General features: G+C 61.5%; 16 protein-coding genes, 4 tRNA genes and 2 pseudogenes. 17 read left to right on the top strand and 5 right to left on the bottom strand.

What is annotated here, in order from left to right; genetic code table 11:
• The first annotated feature begins 69 nt into the window (after positions 1-69).
• Positions 70-942 (top strand): LysR family transcriptional regulator, encoded by an 873-nt coding sequence (locus C8K66_RS25860; protein WP_046382626.1) that lies wholly within the window; start codon positions 70-72, stop codon positions 940-942.
• A gap of 106 nt (positions 943-1,048) precedes the next feature.
• Here C8K66_RS25860 and C8K66_RS25855 read toward each other — a convergent pair whose 3' ends face one another.
• On the bottom strand, positions 1,049-1,258 hold the full coding sequence (locus C8K66_RS25855) for a hypothetical protein (RefSeq protein ID WP_017847720.1): 210 nt from the start codon (positions 1,256-1,258) through the stop codon (positions 1,049-1,051).
• 111 nt (positions 1,259-1,369) lie between these two features.
• The gene (locus C8K66_RS25850) at positions 1,370-2,566 is read right to left on the bottom strand and encodes an amino acid aminotransferase (RefSeq protein ID WP_017847719.1); all 1,197 of its coding nucleotides are present in this window, start codon (positions 2,564-2,566) and stop codon (positions 1,370-1,372) included.
• A 345-nt stretch (positions 2,567-2,911) separates the two neighbouring features.
• Between C8K66_RS25850 and uvrB the strand changes: the two genes are divergently transcribed.
• From uvrB to C8K66_RS25830, 4 genes and pseudogenes are all read left to right on the top strand, one after another.
• Positions 2,912-4,927 (top strand): excinuclease ABC subunit UvrB, encoded by a 2,016-nt coding sequence (uvrB, locus tag C8K66_RS25845; RefSeq protein ID WP_017847718.1) that lies wholly within the window; start codon positions 2,912-2,914, stop codon positions 4,925-4,927.
• 237 nt (positions 4,928-5,164) lie between these two features.
• Positions 5,165-5,260: pseudogene (locus tag C8K66_RS31070) on the top strand (UvrB/UvrC motif-containing protein); the annotation flags it as partial.
• Positions 5,261-5,354: 94 nt separating this feature from the next.
• Positions 5,355-5,468: a UvrB/UvrC motif-containing protein gene (locus tag C8K66_RS25835; RefSeq protein ID WP_158276054.1), complete on the top strand. Its 114-nt coding sequence runs from the start codon at positions 5,355-5,357 to the stop codon at positions 5,466-5,468.
• A gap of 106 nt (positions 5,469-5,574) precedes the next feature.
• Positions 5,575-5,676: pseudogene (locus C8K66_RS25830) on the top strand (UvrB/UvrC motif-containing protein); the annotation flags it as partial.
• Positions 5,677-5,796: 120 nt separating this feature from the next.
• Here the strand turns inward: C8K66_RS25830 and C8K66_RS25825 are convergent.
• Together C8K66_RS25825 and C8K66_RS25820 are read right to left on the bottom strand one after the other, a co-directional pair.
• Entirely contained in the window at positions 5,797-7,287 is a 1,491-nt protein-coding gene (locus C8K66_RS25825) for an MDR family MFS transporter (RefSeq protein WP_169850652.1), read from the bottom strand.
• Between the two features lie 49 nt (positions 7,288-7,336).
• Positions 7,337-8,383 (bottom strand): HlyD family secretion protein, encoded by a 1,047-nt coding sequence (locus tag C8K66_RS25820; RefSeq protein WP_017847715.1) that lies wholly within the window; start codon positions 8,381-8,383, stop codon positions 7,337-7,339.
• 196 nt (positions 8,384-8,579) lie between these two features.
• On the opposite strand from C8K66_RS25820, the gene gltX reads away from it, so the two are divergent.
• The 12 genes from gltX to C8K66_RS25760 all read left to right on the top strand — a co-directional run bounded on the left by gltX (position 8,580) and on the right by C8K66_RS25760 (position 17,583).
• Entirely contained in the window at positions 8,580-10,061 is a 1,482-nt protein-coding gene (gene gltX, locus C8K66_RS25815) for a glutamate--tRNA ligase (protein ID WP_017847714.1), read from the top strand.
• A 147-nt stretch (positions 10,062-10,208) separates the two neighbouring features.
• Positions 10,209-10,284: transfer RNA gene (locus C8K66_RS25810), tRNA-Ala, on the top strand.
• 77 nt (positions 10,285-10,361) lie between these two features.
• Positions 10,362-10,437 (top strand) — tRNA-Glu (locus tag C8K66_RS25805).
• A gap of 50 nt (positions 10,438-10,487) precedes the next feature.
• Positions 10,488-10,563: transfer RNA gene (locus C8K66_RS25800), tRNA-Ala, on the top strand.
• Between the two features lie 78 nt (positions 10,564-10,641).
• A tRNA-Glu gene (locus C8K66_RS25795) sits at positions 10,642-10,717 on the top strand.
• A gap of 184 nt (positions 10,718-10,901) precedes the next feature.
• Positions 10,902-11,441, top strand: a complete 540-nt coding sequence (locus C8K66_RS25790; protein ID WP_046382629.1) for a TetR/AcrR family transcriptional regulator — start codon at positions 10,902-10,904, stop codon at positions 11,439-11,441.
• A gap of 14 nt (positions 11,442-11,455) precedes the next feature.
• Positions 11,456-12,289 carry an alpha/beta hydrolase gene (locus C8K66_RS25785; protein WP_057005688.1) on the top strand — a complete coding sequence of 278 codons (834 nt, stop codon included), beginning with the start codon at positions 11,456-11,458 and terminating at the stop codon, positions 12,287-12,289.
• 38 nt (positions 12,290-12,327) lie between these two features.
• Complete coding sequence (locus C8K66_RS25780) at positions 12,328-12,762, top strand: thioesterase family protein (protein WP_017847711.1); 435 nt, start codon at positions 12,328-12,330, stop codon at positions 12,760-12,762.
• Positions 12,763-12,817: 55 nt separating this feature from the next.
• Positions 12,818-13,783 (top strand): tRNA-dihydrouridine synthase, encoded by a 966-nt coding sequence (locus C8K66_RS25775; protein ID WP_017847710.1) that lies wholly within the window; start codon positions 12,818-12,820, stop codon positions 13,781-13,783.
• 413 nt (positions 13,784-14,196) lie between these two features.
• Positions 14,197-15,147, top strand: a complete 951-nt coding sequence (locus C8K66_RS30910; protein ID WP_158276053.1) for a hypothetical protein — start codon at positions 14,197-14,199, stop codon at positions 15,145-15,147.
• 157 nt (positions 15,148-15,304) lie between these two features.
• Positions 15,305-16,195 carry a hypothetical protein gene (locus C8K66_RS25765; protein WP_108526347.1) on the top strand — a complete coding sequence of 297 codons (891 nt, stop codon included), beginning with the start codon at positions 15,305-15,307 and terminating at the stop codon, positions 16,193-16,195.
• 107 nt (positions 16,196-16,302) lie between these two features.
• Complete coding sequence (locus C8K66_RS25760; protein ID WP_108526345.1) at positions 16,303-17,583, top strand: hypothetical protein; 1,281 nt, start codon at positions 16,303-16,305, stop codon at positions 17,581-17,583.
• Positions 17,584-17,586: 3 nt separating this feature from the next.
• On the opposite strand, the gene C8K66_RS25755 is transcribed toward C8K66_RS25760, so the two are convergent.
• Complete coding sequence (locus C8K66_RS25755; RefSeq protein ID WP_046382633.1) at positions 17,587-20,865, bottom strand: EAL domain-containing protein; 3,279 nt, start codon at positions 20,863-20,865, stop codon at positions 17,587-17,589.
• Positions 20,866-20,878: the final 13 nt, after the last annotated feature.

The following is a 20,878-nucleotide window of genomic DNA, read 5'->3' as shown; positions in this document are numbered from 1 at the left end:
GCGTAAGGGGCTATATCTTTTCTGGAAAGTGAATAATATTAAGCGATACGTTCACGATTGGAGAATGATTTGGACCTGGTGCAGCTGGAAATCTTCAAGGCCGTTGCCGAGCAAGGCAGCATCAGCGCCGCCGCGCAGTTGATTCATCGGGTGCCGTCCAACCTGACCACGCGCATCAAGCAACTGGAGCAGGATCTTGGCGTGGCGCTGTTTATCCGCGAGAAGAGCCGCCTGCGTCTGTCCCCGGCCGGGTGGAATTTCCTCGGCTATGCGCGGCGTATTCTCGACCTGGTACAGGAAGCCCGTGCGACGGTGGCGGGCGAGGAGCCCCAGGGCGCGTTTGCCCTCGGTTCGCTGGAAAGCACCGCAGCGGTGCGTATTCCCGCACTGCTGGCGGCATATAACCAGAAGCACGCCAAGGTCGAGCTGGACCTGAGTACCGGGCCCTCGGGCACGATGATCGAAGGCGTGTTGTCGGGGCGTCTGGCGGCGGCATTCGTCGATGGGCCGGTGTTGCATGCCACCCTGGAGGGCCTGGCGGTGTTCGAGGAGGAGATGGTGGTGATTGCACCGCTGCATCACGCGCCGATCACCCGCGGGCAGGATGTGAACGGGGAAAGCATCTATACCTTTCGCTCCAACTGTTCGTACCGCCACCACTTCGAGCGCTGGTTCGCACAGGACGGCGCGGTGCCGGGGCGGATTTTCGAGATGGAGTCCTACCACGGCATGCTTGCCTGCGTCAGCGCCGGGGCCGGCCTAGCGCTGATGCCGCGCAGCATGTTGGAAAGCATGCCGGGGTTTACCACGGTGAGTGTGTGGCCGCTGACGGACAGTTTCCGCGTCTTGCACACTTGGTTGATCTGGCGCCGAGGCACGGTGTCGCAGAGCCTGAACAGCTTCGTAAGGTTACTGGAGGAACGCGTCCTGGCAACCCCATAAACCAATGTAGGAGGGGGCTTGCCCGCGAAAGCGCTGGGTCAGCCAATACACCCATCACTGATACCCCGCGATCGGGAGCAAGGCCCCTCCCACCTTTCAATCATCATCAGCCGCCGAATTGCAGGGTACCCATCGCCAATTTGGCCATTATCGCTGTCGCACCCAATTGCACGAGCCACAGGGCCAACCCGCCGAGGAATACGCCGAGGGCCACTTGCAAGACCAGGCTTTTCTGGCGCTTGGCTTGCGGCGCGCGCGGGGTGAAGTGGTCCAGTTCGTCGCGGTCGGCACGCAGGTCCAGGTCGTCGTTTCTCATAGGGCTCTCACAGCAAAGGGGCAGTCGGGGTTCAGTCTAGGGGAGCAGGGCGTTTTCTGACAGGCATTAAAAAGGGAAGCCGTAGCTTCCCTTCGTTCAGCGCCGCCAGGTTTATAGAACCTGAACAATCGCCTTCGTTACCGCACCAATGTTCGACTGGTTCAACGCGGCCACACAGATACGCCCGGTGTCCAGCGCGTAGATGCCAAACTCGGTGCGCAGACGGGTGACTTGCTCAACGGTGAGGCCGGAGTAGGAGAACATCCCACGCTGGCGACCGACGAAGCTGAAGTCGTGGCCCGGCGCAGCCTTGGCCAGTTCGGCGACCATCTGCTCGCGCATGCCACGGATGCGCAGGCGCATCTCCGCCAGCTCGGCTTCCCACTGGGCGCGCAGCTCAGGGTTGTTCAGCACTGCGGCCACGACCGCCGCGCCGTGGGTCGGCGGGTTGGAGTAGTTGGTGCGGATCACACGCTTGACCTGGGACAGGATGCGCGCGCTTTCTTCCTTGGATTCGCTGACGATCGACAGCGCGCCCACGCGTTCGCCGTACAGGGAGAACGACTTGGAGAACGAGCTCGATACAAAGAACGTCAGGCCCGATTCCGCGAACAGGCGCACCGCGGCGGCGTCTTCGTAAATGCCATCACCAAAACCCTGGTAGGCCATGTCGAGGAACGGCACCAGGTTTTTCGCCTTGACCACGTCCAGAACTTGTTGCCAGTCGGCCGGGCTCAGGTCGACGCCGGTCGGGTTATGGCAGCAGGCGTGCAGCACCACGATCGATTGCGGCGGCAGGGCGTTGAGGTCGGCGAGCAGGCCGGCACGGTTCACGTCGTGGGTGGCGGCGTCGTAGTAGCGGTAGGTCTGCACCGGGAAGCCGGCTTTTTCGAACAGCGCCTGGTGGTTTTCCCAGCTTGGGTCGCTGATGGCAACCACGGCATTGGGCAGCAGTTGCTTGAGGAAGTCTGCACCGATCTTCAGCGCGCCGGTGCCGCCGACCGCTTGTGCGGTAATCACACGGCCAGCGCTCAGCAGCGGCGAGTCAGCGCCAAACAGCAGCTTTTGCACAGCCTGGTCGTAGGCCACGATCCCGTCGATCGGCAGGTAGCCACGGGCGGCGTGTTGCGCCACGCGAATGGCTTCCGCTTCGGCAACGGCACGCAAGAGTGGAATCTTCCCCTCCTCGTTGCAGTAAACGCCCACGCCAAGGTTGACCTTGGTGGTTCGTGTATCGGCGTTGAATGCTTCGTTGAGGCCCAGGATTGGATCGCGTGGTGCCATTTCGACAGCGGAGAACAGGCTCATTTTTGCGGCAGCTCTTTGGGGGAAAGGAGGGACGTGTCGCGCTCCAGCCGAATGCACTAGAGCGGTGCACAAACGGGGAGCTAGTATAGAGGCCATCACGGTCAAGGGCGACAACCGAAACGGCTTTTCGGCCAAGTTTTTCGGTTTATTTACCGACCGTCAGTCTTAATCCAACCTTGAGCGTAGACGGCAGGTCGGACGATTGCCTTGAAACCCGGCACATTCGTCACCACTTCTACAGCTATCATGGTTTTTTCCTGCAACCTGCGATGAAAATTCGCGGGTCGCTGAGCTTTTTTCGTCCTTGGTGGAGTGCAGCCGGGGGTGACTTGAAAGAGGTACGTTATGTCGGATTTCCAGCTCGTCACCCGCTTTGAACCCGCCGGCGATCAACCCGAAGCGATTCGCCAGATGGTCGAAGGCATCGAAGCGGGCCTGTCGCACCAGACGCTGCTCGGGGTGACCGGTTCGGGCAAGACGTTCAGCATCGCCAACGTGATCGCGCAGATCAACCGCCCGACCCTGGTACTGGCACCGAACAAAACCCTGGCCGCGCAGTTGTATGGCGAGTTCAAGGCGTTCTTCCCGAACAACGCGGTGGAGTACTTCGTTTCCTACTACGACTACTACCAGCCCGAAGCCTATGTGCCGTCCTCCGATACCTTTATCGAGAAGGACGCATCGATCAACGACCACATCGAGCAGATGCGTCTGTCAGCGACCAAGGCGCTGCTGGAGCGCAAGGACGCGATCATCGTCACCACGGTGTCGTGCATCTACGGTCTCGGCAGCCCGGAAACCTATCTGAAGATGGTGCTGCACGTCGACCGTGGCGACAAACTCGACCAGCGCGAACTGCTGCGTCGGCTGACGAGCTTGCAATACACGCGCAACGACATGGACTTCGCCCGCGCCACCTTCCGCGTGCGCGGCGATGTGATCGACATCTACCCGGCGGAGTCCGACCTGGAAGCGATCCGCATCGAGTTGTTCGACGATGAAGTCGAGAGCCTGTCGGCGTTCGACCCGTTGACCGGCGAAGTGATCCGCAAACTGCCGCGTTTCACCTTCTACCCCAAAAGCCACTACGTCACGCCGCGCGAAACCCTGATGGGCGCCGTCGAGGGCATCAAGGTCGAGCTGGCCGAGCGCCTGGAATACCTGCGCGCCAACAACAAGCTGGTGGAAGCCCAGCGCCTGGAACAACGCACCCGTTTCGACCTGGAGATGATCCTGGAACTGGGTTACTGCAACGGCATCGAAAACTACTCGCGCTACCTCTCGGGCCGTGAATCTGGAGCGCCGCCGCCGACGCTCTACGACTACCTGCCGGACGACGCGCTGCTGGTGATCGACGAATCCCACGTCAGCGTGCCGCAAGTCGGCGCGATGTATAAGGGCGACCGTTCGCGCAAGGAAACCCTGGTGGAATACGGCTTCCGCCTGCCGTCGGCGCTGGACAACCGGCCGATGCGCTTCGACGAATGGGAACGCATCAGCCCGCAGACCATCTTCGTCTCGGCGACGCCCGGCAATTATGAGGCTGAGCATGCGGGGCGCGTGATCGAGCAACTGGTGCGCCCGACCGGCCTGGTCGACCCGCAGATCGAAATCCGCCCGGCGTTGACCCAGGTCGACGACCTGCTCTCGGAAATCAGCAAGCGCGTGGCCCTGGAAGAGCGGGTGCTGGTCACCACGCTGACCAAGCGCATGTCCGAAGACTTGACCGACTACCTGGCCGACCACGGCGTGCGCGTGCGCTACCTGCACTCGGACATCGACACCGTGGAGCGCGTGGAGATCATCCGCGACCTGCGCCTGGGCACCTTCGATGTGCTGGTGGGGATCAACCTGCTGCGCGAAGGCCTGGACATGCCGGAAGTGTCGCTGGTGGCGATTCTGGACGCGGACAAGGAGGGCTTCCTGCGCTCCGAGCGTTCGCTGATCCAGACCATCGGCCGTGCGGCGCGTAACCTCAATGGCCGGGCGATTCTCTACGCCGACCGCATCACCGGCTCCATGGAGCGGGCGATTGGCGAGACCGAGCGCCGTCGCGACAAGCAGATCGCCTTCAACCTGGCGAACGGCATCACGCCCAAAGGCGTGTTCAAGGACGTCGCCGATATCATGGAAGGCGCCACCGTGCCCGGCTCGCGCAGCAAGAAGCGCAAAGGCATGGCCAAGGCCGCCGAGGAAAGCGCCAAGTACGAAAACGAACTGCGCTCGCCGAGCGAGATCGCCAAGCGTATCCGCCAGTTGGAAGAGAAAATGTACCAACTGGCGCGGGATCTGGAGTTCGAAGCGGCGGCGCAAACCCGCGATGAAATCGGCAAGTTGCGTGAGCGCCTGTTGGCGGTTTGATCGGTGGTGGCGGTACTGGCCTCATCGGGGGCAAGCCCCCTCCCACATTTGACCGCATTTCAACGTTGGAACCCGATCAAGTGTGGGAGGGAGCTTGCTCCCGATAGGCGCGACACAGTCTCAATGACTCCCCCAGCCTCAAGCCCCGCCGGCAACGCCGTGCTCAACAAAATCACCAGCATGCCCAAGCTTGAAATGCCGTCAAATGTGGGAGGGAGCTTGCTCCCGATAGGCGCGAAAATGTACCAGCTGGCGCGGGATCTGGAGTTCGAAGCGGCGGCGCAAACCCGCGATGAAATCGGCAAGTTGCGTGAGCGCCTGTTGGCGGTTTGATTGGTAGTGGCGGTACTGGCCTCATCGGGGGCAAGCCCCCTCCCACATTTGACCGGGTTCCAACTTTGAAATGCCGTCAAATGTGGGAGGGAGCTTGCTCCCGATAGACGCGAAAATGTACCAACTGGCGCGGGATCTGGAGTTCGAAGCGGCGGCGCAAACCCGCGATGAAATCGGCAAGTTACGTGAGCGCCTGTTGGCGGTTTGATCGGTAGTGGCGGTACTGGCCTCATCGGGGGCAAGCCCCCTCCCACATTTGACCGGGTTCCAACTTTGAAATGCCGTCAAATGTGGGAGGGAGCTTGCTCCCGATAGGCGAGAAAATGTACCAGCTGGCGCGGGATCTGGAGTTCGAAGCGGCGGCGCAAACCCGCGATGAGATCGGCAAGTTGCGTGAGCGTCTGTTGGCGGTTTGATCGGTGGTGGCGGTACTGGCCTCATCGGGGGCAAGCCCCCTCCCACATTTGACCGCATTTCAACGTTGGAACCCGATCAAGTGTGGGAGGGAGCTTGCTCCCGATAGGCGCGACACGGTCTCAATGACTCCCCCCAGCCTTAAGCCCCGCCGGCAACGTCTTGGTCAACAAGATCGCGAGCATGCTTACGCCCAACGCGAACCCCACGCAGTGAAACGCATCGTTGTAGGCCATGATCTGCGCCTGCTGGTGCGTAATCTCACTGAGTTTGCCCAGCGCCGCCGTCGGGTTGCCGAACTGTTCCGTCAGCGTCGCCAGCCGCTCCGCCACCTGCGGGTTGGTCGGCACGATCGCTTCGCGTAAATAATCGAAATAGGTCTTGGTGCGCGCATCCAGCAAGGTCGCCAGCAGCGCGATACCGATGGCGCCGCCGAGGTTGCGCAGGATGTTGAACAGGCTGGAAGCCGACCCGGCGTCCTGCGGCAGGATGTAGGCCGTGGCGATCAGCGAGATGGTCACCATGATCAACGGCTGCCCGAGGGCGCGGATGATCTGGATCTGGTTGAATTGGCTGCCGGCAAAGTCTGGGTTGAGCACCCCCGAGGAAAAACTCGCCAGGCCGAACAGCCCGAAGCCTACGGCGCACAGCCATTTGGGCGACACGTATTTCATCAGCTTGGGCACCAGCGGGATCAGGAACAGCTGCGGAATGCCCATCCACATGATCACTTCGCCGATCTGCAGCGCGTTGTAGTTCTGGATCTGCGCCAGGTACAACGGCAACAGATAGATCGAGCCATACAAGCCGACGCCCATCCCCAGGCTGGAAATACTCGACAGGCCGAAGTTGCGATTGGCCAGGATGCCAAGGTTGATCAGCGGGTTGGGTTTGGACAGCTGCACGATCACGAAGGTGATCAGGCTCAGCAGGGCGATGCTGCCCAGGCTGACGATCAGGTTCGACTCGAGCCAGTCCTTGCGGTGGCCTTCTTCCAGAAACACCTGCAAACAGCCCAAGCCGATGGCGAGGCTGACGATGCCGGCGTAGTCGGTGCTTTTGAGCAACTCCCAGTGGGGCGCCTTTTTTTCCAGGCCGTAGAGCAGCCCGGCGATCATCAGCAGCCCGGGCGGCACGTTGATGTAGAAGATGTATTCCCAGCCCCAGTTTTCCGTGAGCCAGCCGCCGATGGTCGGGCCGATGGACGGCGCGAAGGTGGCGGTCATGGCAAACATCGCCATGCCTTTGGCGCGGTGGTGCTCGGGCAGCTTGATCAGGGTCAGGGTGAACGCCAGCGGGATCAGCGCGCCGCCGGTAAACCCCTGCAGGGCGCGGAACACGATCATGCTTTCCAGGCTCCAGGCCATGGAGCACATCAGCGAGGCGATCAGGAACCCCACCGACACCCACACCGCCAGGCGCCGTGCCGAGAGCAACTGCACCAGCCAGGCGGTAAGGGGGATCATGATGATTTCGGCCACAAGGTAGGAGGTGGAAATCCACGAGCCTTCTTCCAGGGTGGCCGACAGCGCGCCCTGGATGTCCTTGAGGGACGAGTTGGTGATCTGGATGTCGAGCACCGCCATGAAGGCGCCGAGCATCACGCTCATCACCGCGATCCAGTCGCGCCGGGTCGGTTCGCCGACCGGGCGCAGCAGTTGATCACCGGCCATCAGGCTGATCTTTGATGTTCACTTTGACCGTGACGGACATGCCGGGGCGGATCTTGCCCTTCAGCGGGTTATCCGCAGCAAACGTAAGTTTCACCGGAATCCGTTGTACGACTTTGGTGAAGTTGCCGGTGGCATTGTCCGGCGGCAACAGGCTGAACTGCGCCCCGGAGGCCGCGAACAGGCTGTCGACCCGCGCCTCGATCGGCGTATCGCCGTAAGCATCGAACGTCAGCTCGGCCTTTTGCCCAGGCTGCATGTGGCCGATCTGGGTTTCCTTGAAGTTGGCCTGAATCCAGATGTCCTGGTCGGGGACGATCGACAGCAGGTAGGCACCGGCCTGTACGTATTGGCCGTTGCGCGCGGCGCGTTGGCCGACCAGGCCGCTGATGGGCGCGTGGATTTCGCTGCGGGTCAGGTTCAGCTCGGCCTGGGCCAGGTCGGTTCTGGCGTTGGCGATCAGCGCGTCGAGGCGCTTGATCTCGGCATTCAGCGCGTTGACCTGCTGGCGCTGCCCCTGCAGGTCGGCCTGGGCCATGGCCACTTGGGAGCGGGCGATATGGTTGTCGGCGGAGAGGGTGGTCACCCGTTCTTCCGAGACGTAGCCGGGTTTGCGCAGGGTTTGGGCGCGGGACAGGTCGATCTGCGAGCGGCCCAGGCTGGCCTGGCTGGACGCGACTTTGGCTTCGCCGGCGGCGATCAGGCTGGCTTGCTGGGTCAACTTGCTCTGCGCCTGGGTGCGCTCGGCTTCGCGCATGGCGAGGGCGGCGTTGGCGCGGTCCACGGCGAGGTGGAAGTCGTCGTCTTCAAGCCTCACCAGCAACTGGCCTTGTTGCACGTGTTCGTTGTCGCCCACCAGCACCTCGACAATCCGCGCGCCGAGCTGGCTGGAGACACGGGTAATCTCACCCTGCACGTAGGCGTTGTCGGTGCTTTCGTAGAAGCGGCCCCTGAAGAACCAATGGGCGAAGAAACCCAGGGCGATCAGGCTCACGATCAATACGAAGATAAGCAGGCGGCGTTTCAGTGGGGCAGGCATGGGCGCGGAGTCTGTAACAAGAGGTAATGGAATATAACCAGCCAGCCAGCTGGCAAATAGCTACGGCGAGTCTCCAGGCTCAAACTTGGCCTATATGCCATGCTCGGTACGGAGGACGCTGGAGCCTAAGTGCCCATGGCTGTTACCATTCGCCCCTTGTTTCAATTTCAGTTATATCGCCCATTCGAGACCAGCCATGACCACCGTCCGCACGCGCATCGCGCCATCGCCTACCGGGGACCCCCACGTCGGCACTGCCTACATCGCCTTGTTCAACTACTGCTTTGCCAAGCAGCACGGCGGTGAATTCATCCTGCGGATCGAAGACACCGATCAACTGCGTTCGACCCGCGAGTCCGAACAGCAGATTTTCGATGCCCTGCGCTGGTTGGGCATCACCTGGTCGGAAGGCCCGGACGTCGGCGGCCCGCACGGCCCGTATCGCCAGAGCGAGCGCAGCGACATCTACAAGCAGTACACCCAGCAGTTGGTCGACATGGGCCATGCGTTCCCCTGCTTCTGCACCGCCGAAGAACTGGACCAGATGCGCGCCGAACAACAGGCCCGTGGCGAAACCCCGCGCTACGACGGCCGTGCGCTGCTGCTGTCGAAAGAAGAAGTGGCCGCGCGCCTGGCGGCCGGCGAGCCCCATGTGATCCGCATGAAGGTGCCGAGCGAAGGCGTGTGCGTGGTGCCGGACATGTTGCGCGGCGACGTCGAGATCCCGTGGGACCGCATGGACATGCAAGTGCTGATGAAGACCGACGGCCTGCCGACGTACTTCCTGGCCAACGTGGTCGATGACCACCTGATGGGCATCACCCATGTGCTGCGCGGGGAAGAATGGCTGCCCTCGGCGCCGAAGCTGATCCTGCTCTACGAGTACTTCGGCTGGGAACAACCGCAGCTGTGCTACATGCCGCTGCTGCGCAACCCGGACAAGAGCAAGCTGTCCAAGCGCAAGAACCCGACCTCGGTGACCTTCTACGAGCGCATGGGCTTCATGCCCGAAGCGATGCTCAACTACCTGGGCCGCATGGGTTGGTCGATGCCGGACGAGCGCGAGAAGTTCTCGCTGCAGGAAATGGTCGATAACTTCGACCTGTCCCGCGTGTCGCTGGGCGGACCGATCTTCGATATCGAGAAGCTGTCGTGGCTCAATGGCCAGTGGCTGCGTGACCTGCCGGTGGAAGAGTTCGCCAGCCGCGTGCAGCAGTGGGCGTTGAACCCCGAGTACATGATGAAGATCGCGCCGCTGGTGCAGGGCAGGGTGGAGACGTTCAGCCAGGTCGCACCGTTGGCCAGTTTCTTCTTCGCCGGTGGCGTGAACCCGGACGTCAAACTGTTTGAGTCGAAGAAACTCTCCGCCGATCAGGTGCGCCAGTTGATGCAACTGATCCTGTGGAAGCTCGAAAGCCTGCGCCAGTGGGAGAAGGACGCCATCACCGCGACGATCCAGGCCGTGGTCGAATCCCTCGAGCTGAAATTGCGCGATGCCATGCCGTTGATGTTTGCCGCGATCACCGGGCAGGCCAGTTCGGTGTCGGTACTCGACGCGATGGAAATTCTCGGCCCGGACCTTACGCGTTTCCGTCTGCGCCAAGCCCTTGATTTGCTTGGTGGTGTGTCGAAGAAAGAAAACAAAGAGTGGGAGAAGCTGCTGGGCGCGATCGCCTGAGTCAGCGCTTGTGGCGGCCAAACCCCGGTTTTTCGGGGTTTGGTTGGTAAGTGATTGTTATCCCGGCAAAAAATTTTGGAAATTGTTGAAAATAAATTTGACACGTTCCCAAAGCGCCATTAAGATTCGCCCCGTCCTCACCGATGAGGGGCTATAGCTCAGCTGGGAGAGCGCTTGCATGGCATGCAAGAGGTCAACGGTTCGATCCCGTTTAGCTCCACCAATTTACAGGTTCAAGGTCTGGCCACACCGTCCTTGAATCGATCAGGCCTAGCTTGATCAGGTTGTACAGAAGGTTTTGTCCCCTTCGTCTAGTGGCCTAGGACACCGCCCTTTCACGGCGGTAACAGGGGTTCGAGTCCCCTAGGGGACGCCAGTTTCAACAAGCAGTTCGCAAGGTCTGCTGCGCCGCGAGGCGAAAAATCCGGGGCTATAGCTCAGCTGGGAGAGCGCTTGCATGGCATGCAAGAGGTCAACGGTTCGATCCCGTTTAGCTCCACCAATTTACAGGTTCAAGGTTTTGGCCACGCCGCCCTTGGATCGATCAGTCTCAGCCTGATCAGTTGTATAGAAGGTTTGTGTCCCCTTCGTCTAGTGGCCTAGGACACCGCCCTTTCACGGCGGTAACAGGGGTTCGAGTCCCCTAGGGGACGCCACGATTACCCGCTCTGCGGGATTTTTAAGGGTCATTCAATTATTGAATGGCCCTTTTGTTTGTCTGGCGTTTGGCCAATTCTCCCTTCCCTTGCCCCTCCGGGCTTCTGACCAATGGGCGTGCCGCTCGCTTGCGAAATATTATTATGGTTATAATATTTAACCCATGAGAGTCGGAGGCACACGATGAGCGATAAAAAAGCGCAAACCCGCGAACGTATCCTGCAAGCCGCCAGTGCCGCGTTGGTCCAGCGTGGCCCGGCCGAGCCGAGCGTTGGCGAGGTCATGGGGGCGGCGGGGCTGACTGTCGGCGGCTTCTACGCGCACTTTGAAAGCAAGGATGCGCTGATGCTGGAAGCCTTCAGCCAATTGCTGGCCCAGCGCCGTGCATCGATCGACGACATGGATGCCCAACTCACCGGCGAAGAGCGTCGTGCCCTGGTTGCGGCGTTCTACCTGTCGCGCAAGCACCGCGACTCCACGGCCAAGGCTTGCCCGATTCCGGCAACCGTGGGTGAGATGGGCCGCCTGCCGGACGCCTTTCGCGATGTCCTCAACGAACATGTGGAACTGATGGCCGCACAACTGGCCGCCAGCCCGGAAGACACTGACAAGGCCCTGGCGGACATGGCCTTGATGGTCGGTGGGCTGGCATTGGCGCGTGCCCTGGGGCCGGGTGAATTGTCCGATCGTGTGTTGCGTGCCGCCAAGTCGGCCATACGTTAAGAGGGGTTATAAAAATGGGCGCATTGACCTGGATTCGTGGCGTCAACGGCACCTTGGGGCGCCTGGCGCCGCACACGGTGGCCAACAGCATGCGGCGGGTCTTCATGACCCCGCGGGATCTGCCGCCGCGGGATTGGGAGTTGCCGCTGCTGGCGCACGCAGAGCGCGTCACCTTGCGTTTCGGCCTGTCGGCGTTGCGCTGGGGCCAGGGCCCGGCGGTGCTGCTGATGCACGGTTGGGAAGGCCGGCCCACCCAGTTCGCCAGCCTGATCACTGCGCTGGTGCAGAACGGCTATTCGGTATTCGCCCTCGATGGCCCGGCCCATGGCCGTTCGCCGGGGCGTGAAGCCCACGTACTGCTGTTTGCCCGCGCGATGCTTGAAGCGGCGGCCGAGCTGCCGCCGTTGCATGCGGTGGTCGGCCACTCCATGGGCGGCGCCAGTGCGATGCTGGCGGTGCAATTGGGGCTGCGTACCGAAGCGCTGGTGAGCATTGCCGCGCCGTCGCGCTTCCTTGATGTGCTCGGCGGGTTTGCCGGGATGGTCGGTTTGCCGTCGCGGGCGCGCTCAGCGTTTATCCAGGAAGTCGAGCTGACCCTGGGCATGCCGCTCAAGCACTTGGACGTGGCCCATTACCAGATGGACCTCCCCGGCCTGATCGTGCATGCCGAAGACGATACCTTCGTGCCGGTCAGCGCTTCCCAGGTTATCCACGACGCCTGGTTCGACAGTCGCCTGTTGCGCCTGGAGCAGGGCGGGCACCAGCGCGTGCTGGCCGATCCGCGGGTGGTCGAGGCGGTGCTGGCGCTGCTGGCGGGCAGCTGTTTACAGGCGCGCCAAACTGCCTGATACACTGCCCTGCCGACATCAATCGACAGGAGCAAGGCATGGGCTGGGATTTGGCAACGCCGTTTATCATCGATCTGCAGGTCGTCGCTGAGGACATCGACGGCCTGGGGCACGCCAATAACGCGGTGTACGTGTCCTGGCTGGAGCGTTGCGCCTGGCGCCATTCCCAGCGCCTGGGGCTGGACCTCACCGAGTACCGGCGACTGGACCGAGCCATGGCCGTGGTGCGCCATGAGATCGACTACCTGGCGGCCGCCTATGAAGGCGACGAGCTGCAACTGGCGACCTGGATCGTCGACTGGGACCAGCGCCTGAAAATGACCCGGCGTTTCCAGCTGGTACGCCCTCGCGACGGCGCGACCCTGCTGCGCGCACAAACCACCTTTGTCTGCATCGAACTGTCCAGCGGCAAGCCCAAGCGCATGCCGGCGGAGTTTCTCGACGGCTACGGCGCCGCCCTGACAGGGGGTTAACGGTCGCGGCGGGAAACCCAGTAAACTGCGCCACGATTTTTGTTGAGTGTTTTCCATGCAAATTGCTTTGGCGCCCATGGAGGGGTTGGTCGACAACATCCTGCGGGACGTGTTGACCCGCGTGGGCGGTATTGACTGGTGCGTGACCGAGTTCATCCGTGTCAACGACCGCCTGCTTACCCCGGCCTATTTCCACAAGCTCGCCCCCGAACTGCTGCACGGTGCCCACACCGCCGCTGGCGTGCCGCTGCGTGTGCAGTTGCTCGGTTCCGACCCGGTGTGCCTGGCAGAGAACGCGGCCCTGGCCTGCGAGTTGGGCTCCGAGGTGATCGACCTGAATTTCGGCTGCCCGGCCAAGACCGTCAACAAGTCCCGTGGCGGCGCGGTGCTGCTCAAGGAGCCGGAGCTGCTCAACCGCATCGTCGAGCATGTGCGTCGCGCAGTGCCGGCGCATATCCCGGTGACCGCCAAGATGCGCCTGGGCTTCGACAGCCCGGATGGCGCGCTGGTATGCGCGACGGCGCTGGCCGAGGGCGGCGCGGCGCATATCGTCGTGCATGCGCGGACCAAGACCGATGGCTACAAACCGCCGGCTCACTGGGAGTGGATTCCACGCGTGCAGGATGTGGTCAAGGTGCCAGTGTTCGCCAATGGCGATATCTGGAGCGTCGAAGACTGGAAGCGTTGCCGCGAAGTCAGCGGCGCCGAAGACATCATGCTGGGTCGCGGGCTGGTTGCGCGTCCGGATCTTGCGCGGCAGATCGCGGCGGCACGCGCCGGCGAAGACGTCGTGGCAATGACCTGGGCGCAGATGCAGCCGATGCTCCAGGATTTCTGGACCCAGTCGGTGGCCCAACTGACCGAACGCCAGGCGCCCGGCCGGCTGAAGCAGTGGTTGGCGATGCTGACGCGCAATTACCCGGAGGCCGTCGAGCTGTTCACCGCCATGCGTCGGGAGACGGATTTGGAGCAGGTGAGCCGGTTGTTGGGGATGGCCCATCCTGCCGCGTCTGAGGGGTGACCCGTCGCGCTTGAATGCGCCGCTCGTTTGTTTGAAGAAAATGCCCCGTATCGAAAGATGCGGGGCATTTTGCGTTTTTGCGCGAGGAAGTCGGGGCGAAATAACACAGCCGGATGCCGTGCAGGTTTTGGGGTTGTGTCGGTAAGTTGCCCCGAGGGTGGTTTATTAGCGTGTGTGTCCAGTCGGATCTGGCTAAGGCTACTTGGTTTGCGGTCTTTTAAAAATTAACAGGGGGAAAAGTCCGAAAGTTTGATTTGGTTTCCTTATATGAGTCGCGATTTCTGGAACTCGATAGCCTCGTATTCCACGAAAGTATCGACTGTGAAGCAGCAAGGGTTGTTTCCAGTCGATAAAAAAACCTCGCCTGCCCCGCTGATTAACCGAGCCGGGCCGTGCCAATAAGGAACTTACTGATGTCGCTATCGATTAATCATTCACCTTTGTTCAACGGCGATACAACATCCATGGAGCGGTTGTCGCCATCCGTGTCGAAAACCTTCACGCAAACCGGCACATTGGGGGCCAATACGACTGTGGCTCACCCTGGCGTGCCTCGTGACCCTTTCAAGGTTTCGAACAGCAACATGACAATCGAGACAGGCGGGCTTGCACGCTTGCTTGACATGCTGGAGCAGGTTGTCAAAACCGTGCGTGAGATGTTTTCGGGGCGGAACATGGTGTCCGGCATGTTGCCTGGGGCGGATAAAACGCCTGCCATTCCAGTGGATGCGAGCAAGCTGCCGGAGAAGCCTGGACACCTCGCATTGACGGCTGATCGGCGAGGCCAGCCGGCTCTTCCGGTGTCACCCCACATGCATCAATCCGCTGCCTCCGTGATCAAGGATGCCGACAATCAGGTGCAAGTGAACGTTAACGTCGGTCATTGTCATTGCCCCGATACGAAGGCGCTGAGCGGCGAAACGAAACCGAATGCGGCAGCGGTTTTACCTCGCGTCATGCCGATGCCGGAAGCCGCTCGCAAGGTTGAAGTGGTGCCTGTGCACACGCCTACGCACACGCACACGCCTGCGCCTACGCCCATGCCCATGCCTACGCACACGCACACGCCTGCGCCTACGCCTACGCCTACGCACAAGCACACACCTACGCCGGAGGTCATGCCGGCACCCAAGCCGGGTGTGCATGCGCTTGAGGTCAAGCCGCGACCGGCCACCCCGGAAGTACCGGCGATCACGCCACAACCACAACCACAACCACAGCCACAGCCACAGCCACAGCCACAGCCACAACCACAACCACAACCAGATACGCCTACCCCGGATATAACCAGTCCCGGCCCGGCTGAACCTCAATCTGATATGCGCGACTGGCGGACCAGCCGCCGGCCTGCATTCAGAGCCTGACGTCAGCAACTTCCTTTATACGTATTGAACTGGATGTGCACTTCTTTGGGGCTGATGTTCCGGGAAGTGCCTGCAAGTGGAGGCCCGTATGTCATGTTGTTCAATTAATAATATTGCGCGTGTTGTGGATGTTCGTCAGGTACTTCCTGTCGATTCCATGAAAGCAAAAAATGAACAGTTTGCGCAATTAAGCGGTTTCTTGAGTGTGCCGTCTCCGGCGAGCCAGGGGGTACTGGAGCACGTGCGGGAAAACACTCATGGCGTGGCGAATAATTCAGAGCCGCTCGATAAGTTAATGACGCTGTTTACTTCGTTTTTAACTCAGCTGATTAACTTGGTCTCTGATAACAAAGAGAAGCTGGTGCCGGGAATATCCCCATCGCGGCCGGAGGTCACTACGCCTGTGGTGCCTGCGCCTGCGCCGCCAAAACCCGAGCCTGCGGCGATGATCGCGGGCCTTTCGAAGAAGCGCAACGGCGCGAAGCCCGACAATATCTGGAGCGGCTTTCGCCAAGGGCCGGATGGCAACTGCGTGACGGTATCGGCCATCAAGGCGGCGATGTACCAGTTTGGCCAAAGCCCTACGGATATTTTCAAGGAGGTGAAAAAAACCGAGCGTGGTTATCACGTGGTCATGCGCGATGACGTAACTGTCAACCTGACGGACCGGGAGCTCGCCGAAGGTGCGCGTGGGGCAAAATTTGTCGGGGCTGACAAAGAGATGCTCAAAGACGCGCAATTTCTTTTCGCGATCAGCGCCAAGCGTGCCCAGGACGAAAACAACGATGGCAGGGCGGCACGCAGTTTCGGTGCGGCGATCCGCAGCCTAAATGATGGCGAGGATGAGCGAGGGCCGGGGGAGGGGTTGAAGCGGCTGGGGCTGAGCAAGCACATGAAGAGGGTCCCCGTGCGTGAGCTCGCCAAGGGGCAGTTGGGCATGTGCAATCGGGCCCGGCATTCGGTGGCGGTCATCAACGGTCGCGAAGAGCTATGGGGGCGACAGGGAAAAGCGCCCACGCACGGCGATGCCATAGCTCTGGTGCCATAGCCCTATTGGTGAATCCGTTGAATTGAAGGGCTGCGAACGGGGCAGTCAGCCCAAACCTGGCTGCCCGTTCGGCTGCTTATTTTTTACAAGCGTCAGGAACCCAGTGCATGTATATCTCCACAGCTAGCCGTTCGATGATCGAAACGGCCCAGCAGCGCGGGGCTTCTCCCGTATTTCCGGTGAAACCCGCAGGTGAAAGGCCGGCTGATATCGCTTCGGCATTCCACACGAGCGAGCGGCGCTTCGGCGAGAGTTTTGATTGCAGCAGCCACGCGGCGGTGATCAAGTTGATGATGATGACGTTCGGTCAGCGTCCAGCCGCGATGTTTAACGAGTTGCTACCCTCGGGCGATGGGTACGACGTCACGATGAAGGATGAGTTCAAGCTGCACCTGTCACGCCAGGAGTTGCAGCAGGCGTCGCAGGCTTCCCGCTTCACGGGGGCGGACAGCGGCGTGGTAAAGAATGCCAATTTCATGTTTGCCGCCTTTGTCAAACGCAAGCAACTGACCGGGGGCTATGCCACGTTCGAAGCCGCCTTGGCAAAGACGCTCGAGGGCGAGACCACCCAGCGTTGTCTGCAAGGCATGGGGGTGTTCGGCCTGTCGCAGTTCGTCCCGGTGAGCGATATGGCGGGCAAGGGCGCGGTAGGGGTGCTGGAGACCCATAACCGCGGGTCGGCGCTGGTGCGCGAGGGGGTCAGGCATGATGGCGGGACACCACGAACGGCTGATCGGGGCTATGGGTATGTCTTGTTCGATGATCAACTGCCGCCGCCGAGCAATCGCGGCGCCGCCCCTGTGGTCGCGAGCGTCCGGCCCGCGGACATCTGGAGCGGGTTTTACCAGGGGGTTGAAGGCAATTGCGTCACGGTCTCGGCGATCAAGGCGGCGATGATCCGGTTCGGGCAAGACCCGAGGGCGATCTATAAGCAGGTTCAAATCACGCCGACGGGGTTTGACGTGGTCATGCGAGATGCCTTCCGGTTGCAACTGACCCACGAGGAAGTGCGCCAGGCTGCCGCCGAGTCGAACTTTCATGGCAATAATCGACAGTTGCTGAATGCCGCGCACTTTTTGTACGCAGTCAGTGCCAAGCGCGCGCAGATCGAGAACAACGATTTTCGTGCCCGCCAGAGTTACACGACGGCTCTGCAAACCCTCAACGATGGCGAGTACCCTGGCGAAGCGCTGCGCCGCCTGGGGTTGTTTGGCTACGTGCGTGAAAGCACGGTCGCAGAGTTGGCCAACGGGGCGATCGGCACCCTGGCAGACAACTGGCATTCGGTGGCGGTGATCGATGGGGCGCTGGATTTCTATGGAAAAAAGCACGACCTGGCCTCATCGCGCTGGATGAGTTCGGGGTTCCGGGCCCTGAAGCTGGTCTGAGCCTCAATCCAGCAAGAGCCTGAACCCTTCTATCGGTAAGGGCCGGCTGTGCAAATAGCCCTGGAACAAGTGGCAGCCCAGCTTTTGCAGGAACGCCAGTTGCTCCGGGGTTTCGACGCCTTCGGCGATCACTTCCAGGTTCAAGCTGCGCGCCATGGCCACAATGGCGCGGATGATTTCGGCGTCGTTGGGGTCGTGGGTGGCATCGCGCACGAATGACTGGTCGATCTTCAGCGCATCCACCGGCAAGCGCTTGAGGTAGGTGAGCGATGAGTAACCGGTGCCGAAGTCGTCCATCGCAAAACTCACACCGAGCTTTTTCAGGCGACGCATTTTGCTGATGGTGTCATCCAGGTTCTGGATCACGATGCCTTCAGTGATTTCCAGTTTCAGCAGGCAGTAAGGCAGTGAATGCCGCTTGAGGCTGTGCTCGACCCGTTCGACAAAGTCGTTCTGGCGGAACTGCCGGGGGCTGATGTTCACGCACAGGCTGAAATTCAGCGGGTCCACCTTGCCTTCTTTGATCAATTGCTCGAAGGCGGCGCACGCTTCATCGAGTATCCAGGTGCCGACTTCGAGGATCAGGCCGCTGTCTTCCAGCACCTTGATGAATTCGGACGGCGCTTGCGCGCCCAGTTGCGGATGCTGCCAACGCACCAGCGCCTCGGCGCCGACGATCTTATTGCCGCGCGCGTCCACCTGGGGTTGGTAATGCACGCTGAATTCGCCGCGTGACAGGGCCAGGCGCAGGTCGGTTTCCATGCGCAGGCGTTCGCTGGCGGTTTTCTGCATGCTGTTGTGGAACATCTGCGTGGCGTTGCGCCCCGAATCCTTGGCGCGGTACAGCGCGATGTCGGCACGTTTGAGCAGGTCGGCCGGGGTCGAGCCATGATCGGGGATCAGCGCCACACCGATGCTCGGCGTGACTTGCAGGCGTTGGCCGTCGAGGAACATCGGTTCGGAGAGCAATTCACGCAGGGTGTCGGCCAGTTCCTGAACCTGGGCGCTGACTTCGGTGCGCGTGCCATCCAGGCCGCTGAGCAGCACCACGAACTCATCGCCGCCCAGGCGCGCCACGGTATCTTCCATACGCACGCTGGCTTCGAGGCGCGCGGTGACGATTTTCAGCACGGTGTCGCCCACCGGGTGGCCGAGGGAATCATTGATGTGCTTGAAGTGGTCGAGGTCGAGAAACAGCAATGCACCGCGCAGGTTATGGCGCTTGAGCAGGGCGATCTGCTGGCTCAGGCGGTCCATCAGCAGTGCGCGGTTGGGCAGGTTGGTCAGCGGGTCGTGGTAGGCCAGGTGGCGGATCTGCGCCTGGGCGTTTTTCAACAGGCTCACATCCCGTGCGGTCAGCAACAGGCAAGGGGTTTCGTTGAGGGTGATCGGCTCGACAGAAACCTCCACCGCCAGCACATCGCCGCGCTTGTTGTGCCAGAGCATTTCCAAATGGCGGATACGGCCTTTGAGTTGCAGTTCGGCCAGCAGCACCGCGCGCTGGTTTTCATCGGCCCAGATGCCGACCTGGTACAGCGTCAGGCCGATGACATCTTCGGCACGAAAACCGGTCAAGCGGCAGAACCCGTCGTTCACCTCCACATAGCGGCCGGTGTCGTGTTCGGTAATGGAAATCGCGTCGGGGCTGGAATGGAAGGCTTTGGCGAATTTTTCTTCGCTGGCCTTCAGCGCGGCCTCGGAGCGTTGCTGCTGGGTAATGTCGCGCAGGGTGGTGACGATGCACGGCTGGTCGCCGACCTTGATCATCCGGCTGGAAATCACGCAGGTCAGGGCCTGGCCGCTTTTGTGGTGCGCGATGATGGCCACGTTGTTCAGCGCCTGGTCGCGAATCACCTGTTCGATGCGTTGCAGGCGCTGGCTCGACTCGTCCCACAAGCCGATCTGTTCGGCGCTCATGTTGATCACTTCGGCGGCCGTCCAGCCAAAGGTCTGGGTGAACGCGGGGTTGATCTCGATGAACTCGCCGTTGTCCAGGCGGGTGACGCAGATCGGGTCGGGGCTGGCCTGGAACAGGCTGGCGAATTTTTCTTCGGAGGCGCTCAGGCGTTGTTCGCGCTCGACCTGGTCGGTGATGTCCAGCAGGGTGCCGGCCATGCGCAGTGGCGCGCCTTTTTCGTCGCGGTACAGGCGTGCGCGGCTTTCCAGGTAGCGCGGGCTGCCGTCTTCCAGTTGTACACGGTAAGTCAGCTGATAGTTGCCGGCCGGGCCTTCGCGCAGGGTGCGATAGGCGTTGCGCATATTCTCGCGCTCTTCCTTGGGCATGCCCTCGAAAAACGCCTCGAACGATTCATGGAACGCTTCCGCCGGCAGGCCGTGCAGTTGGGCGGCGCGGGCCGAGCCGTAGAGCATGCCGGTGGGAATGTGCCAGTCCCAGGTGCCCAATTGCGCGGAGTCCAGGGCCAGGTCCAGGCGCTCCTGGCTGTCTTTCAAGGCTTGCTCGGCGTTTTTGCGCTCGGTGGTGTCGAGAAAGGTGCTGATCAGGTAGGCCTCGCCGTCCAGCTCGACCTTCTGCGCGCAGAGCGTGCCATCGTGGATCTGCCCGTTGCTGGCACAGAATTGCACTTCCATGGTGATGGGTTCGCCCTTGCGCTGGGTGGCCCTGACCAACTGCGCACGCTGTTCAGGGTGGAGCCACAGGCCGAGGTCCAGGGTGGTGCGACCGATGGCGTCGGCGACCGGCCAGCCGAAGAGGATCTGGAAATACTGGTTGGCTTCGCTGATCAAGCCGTCGGACTGGCGGGTGAGCAGGACCATGTTCGGGCACAAGTGAAACAGCGTGGCGAAGCGCTTTTCGGAGTGGCTGAGGGCGTGTTCCCGTTCGCGCTGGCGGGTGGTCTCGCGGATCACGCCGATCATGCGGCGCCGGCCGGTTTTGTCCGGCGCCAGGCTGCCGTTGATTTCCAGCCAGTGCTGGCTGCCATCCGGCCACTGGATGTGGTGGTGCATGGCCTGCTCGAACGGCTCGCCGGCCAGCACCGCGTGAAACGCGCGTATCACCCGGGCGCGGTCTTGCGGCGCGAGCAGGTCCAGGTACTCCAGATCCTTGGGCAACGGTTGGCGCGGGTCGAAGCCGAACAGCGCCTGGGTGCCCCGCGACCAACTGATACGCCCGGTATCGATTTCCCAGCACCATGCACCCAGCCGTGCAGCGTTAAGCGCTGCCAGCAGTTGCGGGGCGCTGTCCCAGCTTTGTTCCGCCTCTTCAGGGTCCAGGGCGTAAATGCGGGGCAGGGGTGGCATAGGGTCGACGGGATTGCGCATTATCAAAAAGCCT

The organism is Pseudomonas sp. GV105, from assembly GCF_003058185.1.
GTDB lineage: Bacteria > Pseudomonadota > Gammaproteobacteria > Pseudomonadales > Pseudomonadaceae > Aquipseudomonas > Aquipseudomonas veronii.
The sequence above is the reverse complement of the archived record's forward strand: the minus strand, read 5'-3'. Positions and strand labels throughout refer to the sequence as shown.

Excerpts from the sequence above, each read along its gene's own strand:
- C8K66_RS30910 (WP_158276053.1), top strand. The coding sequence starts at position 14,197 with ATGTCGCTATCGATTAATCATTCACCTTTGTTCAACGGCGATACAACA.
- uvrB (WP_017847718.1), top strand. The coding sequence starts at position 2,912 with ATGTCGGATTTCCAGCTCGTCACCCGCTTTGAACCCGCCGGCGATCAA.
- C8K66_RS25765 (WP_108526347.1), top strand. The coding sequence starts at position 15,305 with ATGAAAGCAAAAAATGAACAGTTTGCGCAATTAAGCGGTTTCTTGAGT.
- C8K66_RS25780 (WP_017847711.1), top strand. The coding sequence starts at position 12,328 with ATGGGCTGGGATTTGGCAACGCCGTTTATCATCGATCTGCAGGTCGTC.
- C8K66_RS25850 (WP_017847719.1), bottom strand. The coding sequence starts at position 2,566 with ATGAGCCTGTTCTCCGCTGTCGAAATGGCACCACGCGATCCAATCCTG.
- C8K66_RS25820 (WP_017847715.1), bottom strand. The coding sequence starts at position 8,383 with ATGCCTGCCCCACTGAAACGCCGCCTGCTTATCTTCGTATTGATCGTG.
- C8K66_RS25790 (WP_046382629.1), top strand. The coding sequence starts at position 10,902 with ATGAGCGATAAAAAAGCGCAAACCCGCGAACGTATCCTGCAAGCCGCC.
- C8K66_RS25760 (WP_108526345.1), top strand. The coding sequence starts at position 16,303 with ATGTATATCTCCACAGCTAGCCGTTCGATGATCGAAACGGCCCAGCAG.
- C8K66_RS25775 (WP_017847710.1), top strand. The coding sequence starts at position 12,818 with ATGCAAATTGCTTTGGCGCCCATGGAGGGGTTGGTCGACAACATCCTG.
- C8K66_RS25755 (WP_046382633.1), bottom strand. The coding sequence starts at position 20,865 with ATGCGCAATCCCGTCGACCCTATGCCACCCCTGCCCCGCATTTACGCC.
- C8K66_RS25785 (WP_057005688.1), top strand. The coding sequence starts at position 11,456 with ATGGGCGCATTGACCTGGATTCGTGGCGTCAACGGCACCTTGGGGCGC.
- gltX (WP_017847714.1), top strand. The coding sequence starts at position 8,580 with ATGACCACCGTCCGCACGCGCATCGCGCCATCGCCTACCGGGGACCCC.
- C8K66_RS25855 (WP_017847720.1), bottom strand. The coding sequence starts at position 1,258 with ATGAGAAACGACGACCTGGACCTGCGTGCCGACCGCGACGAACTGGAC.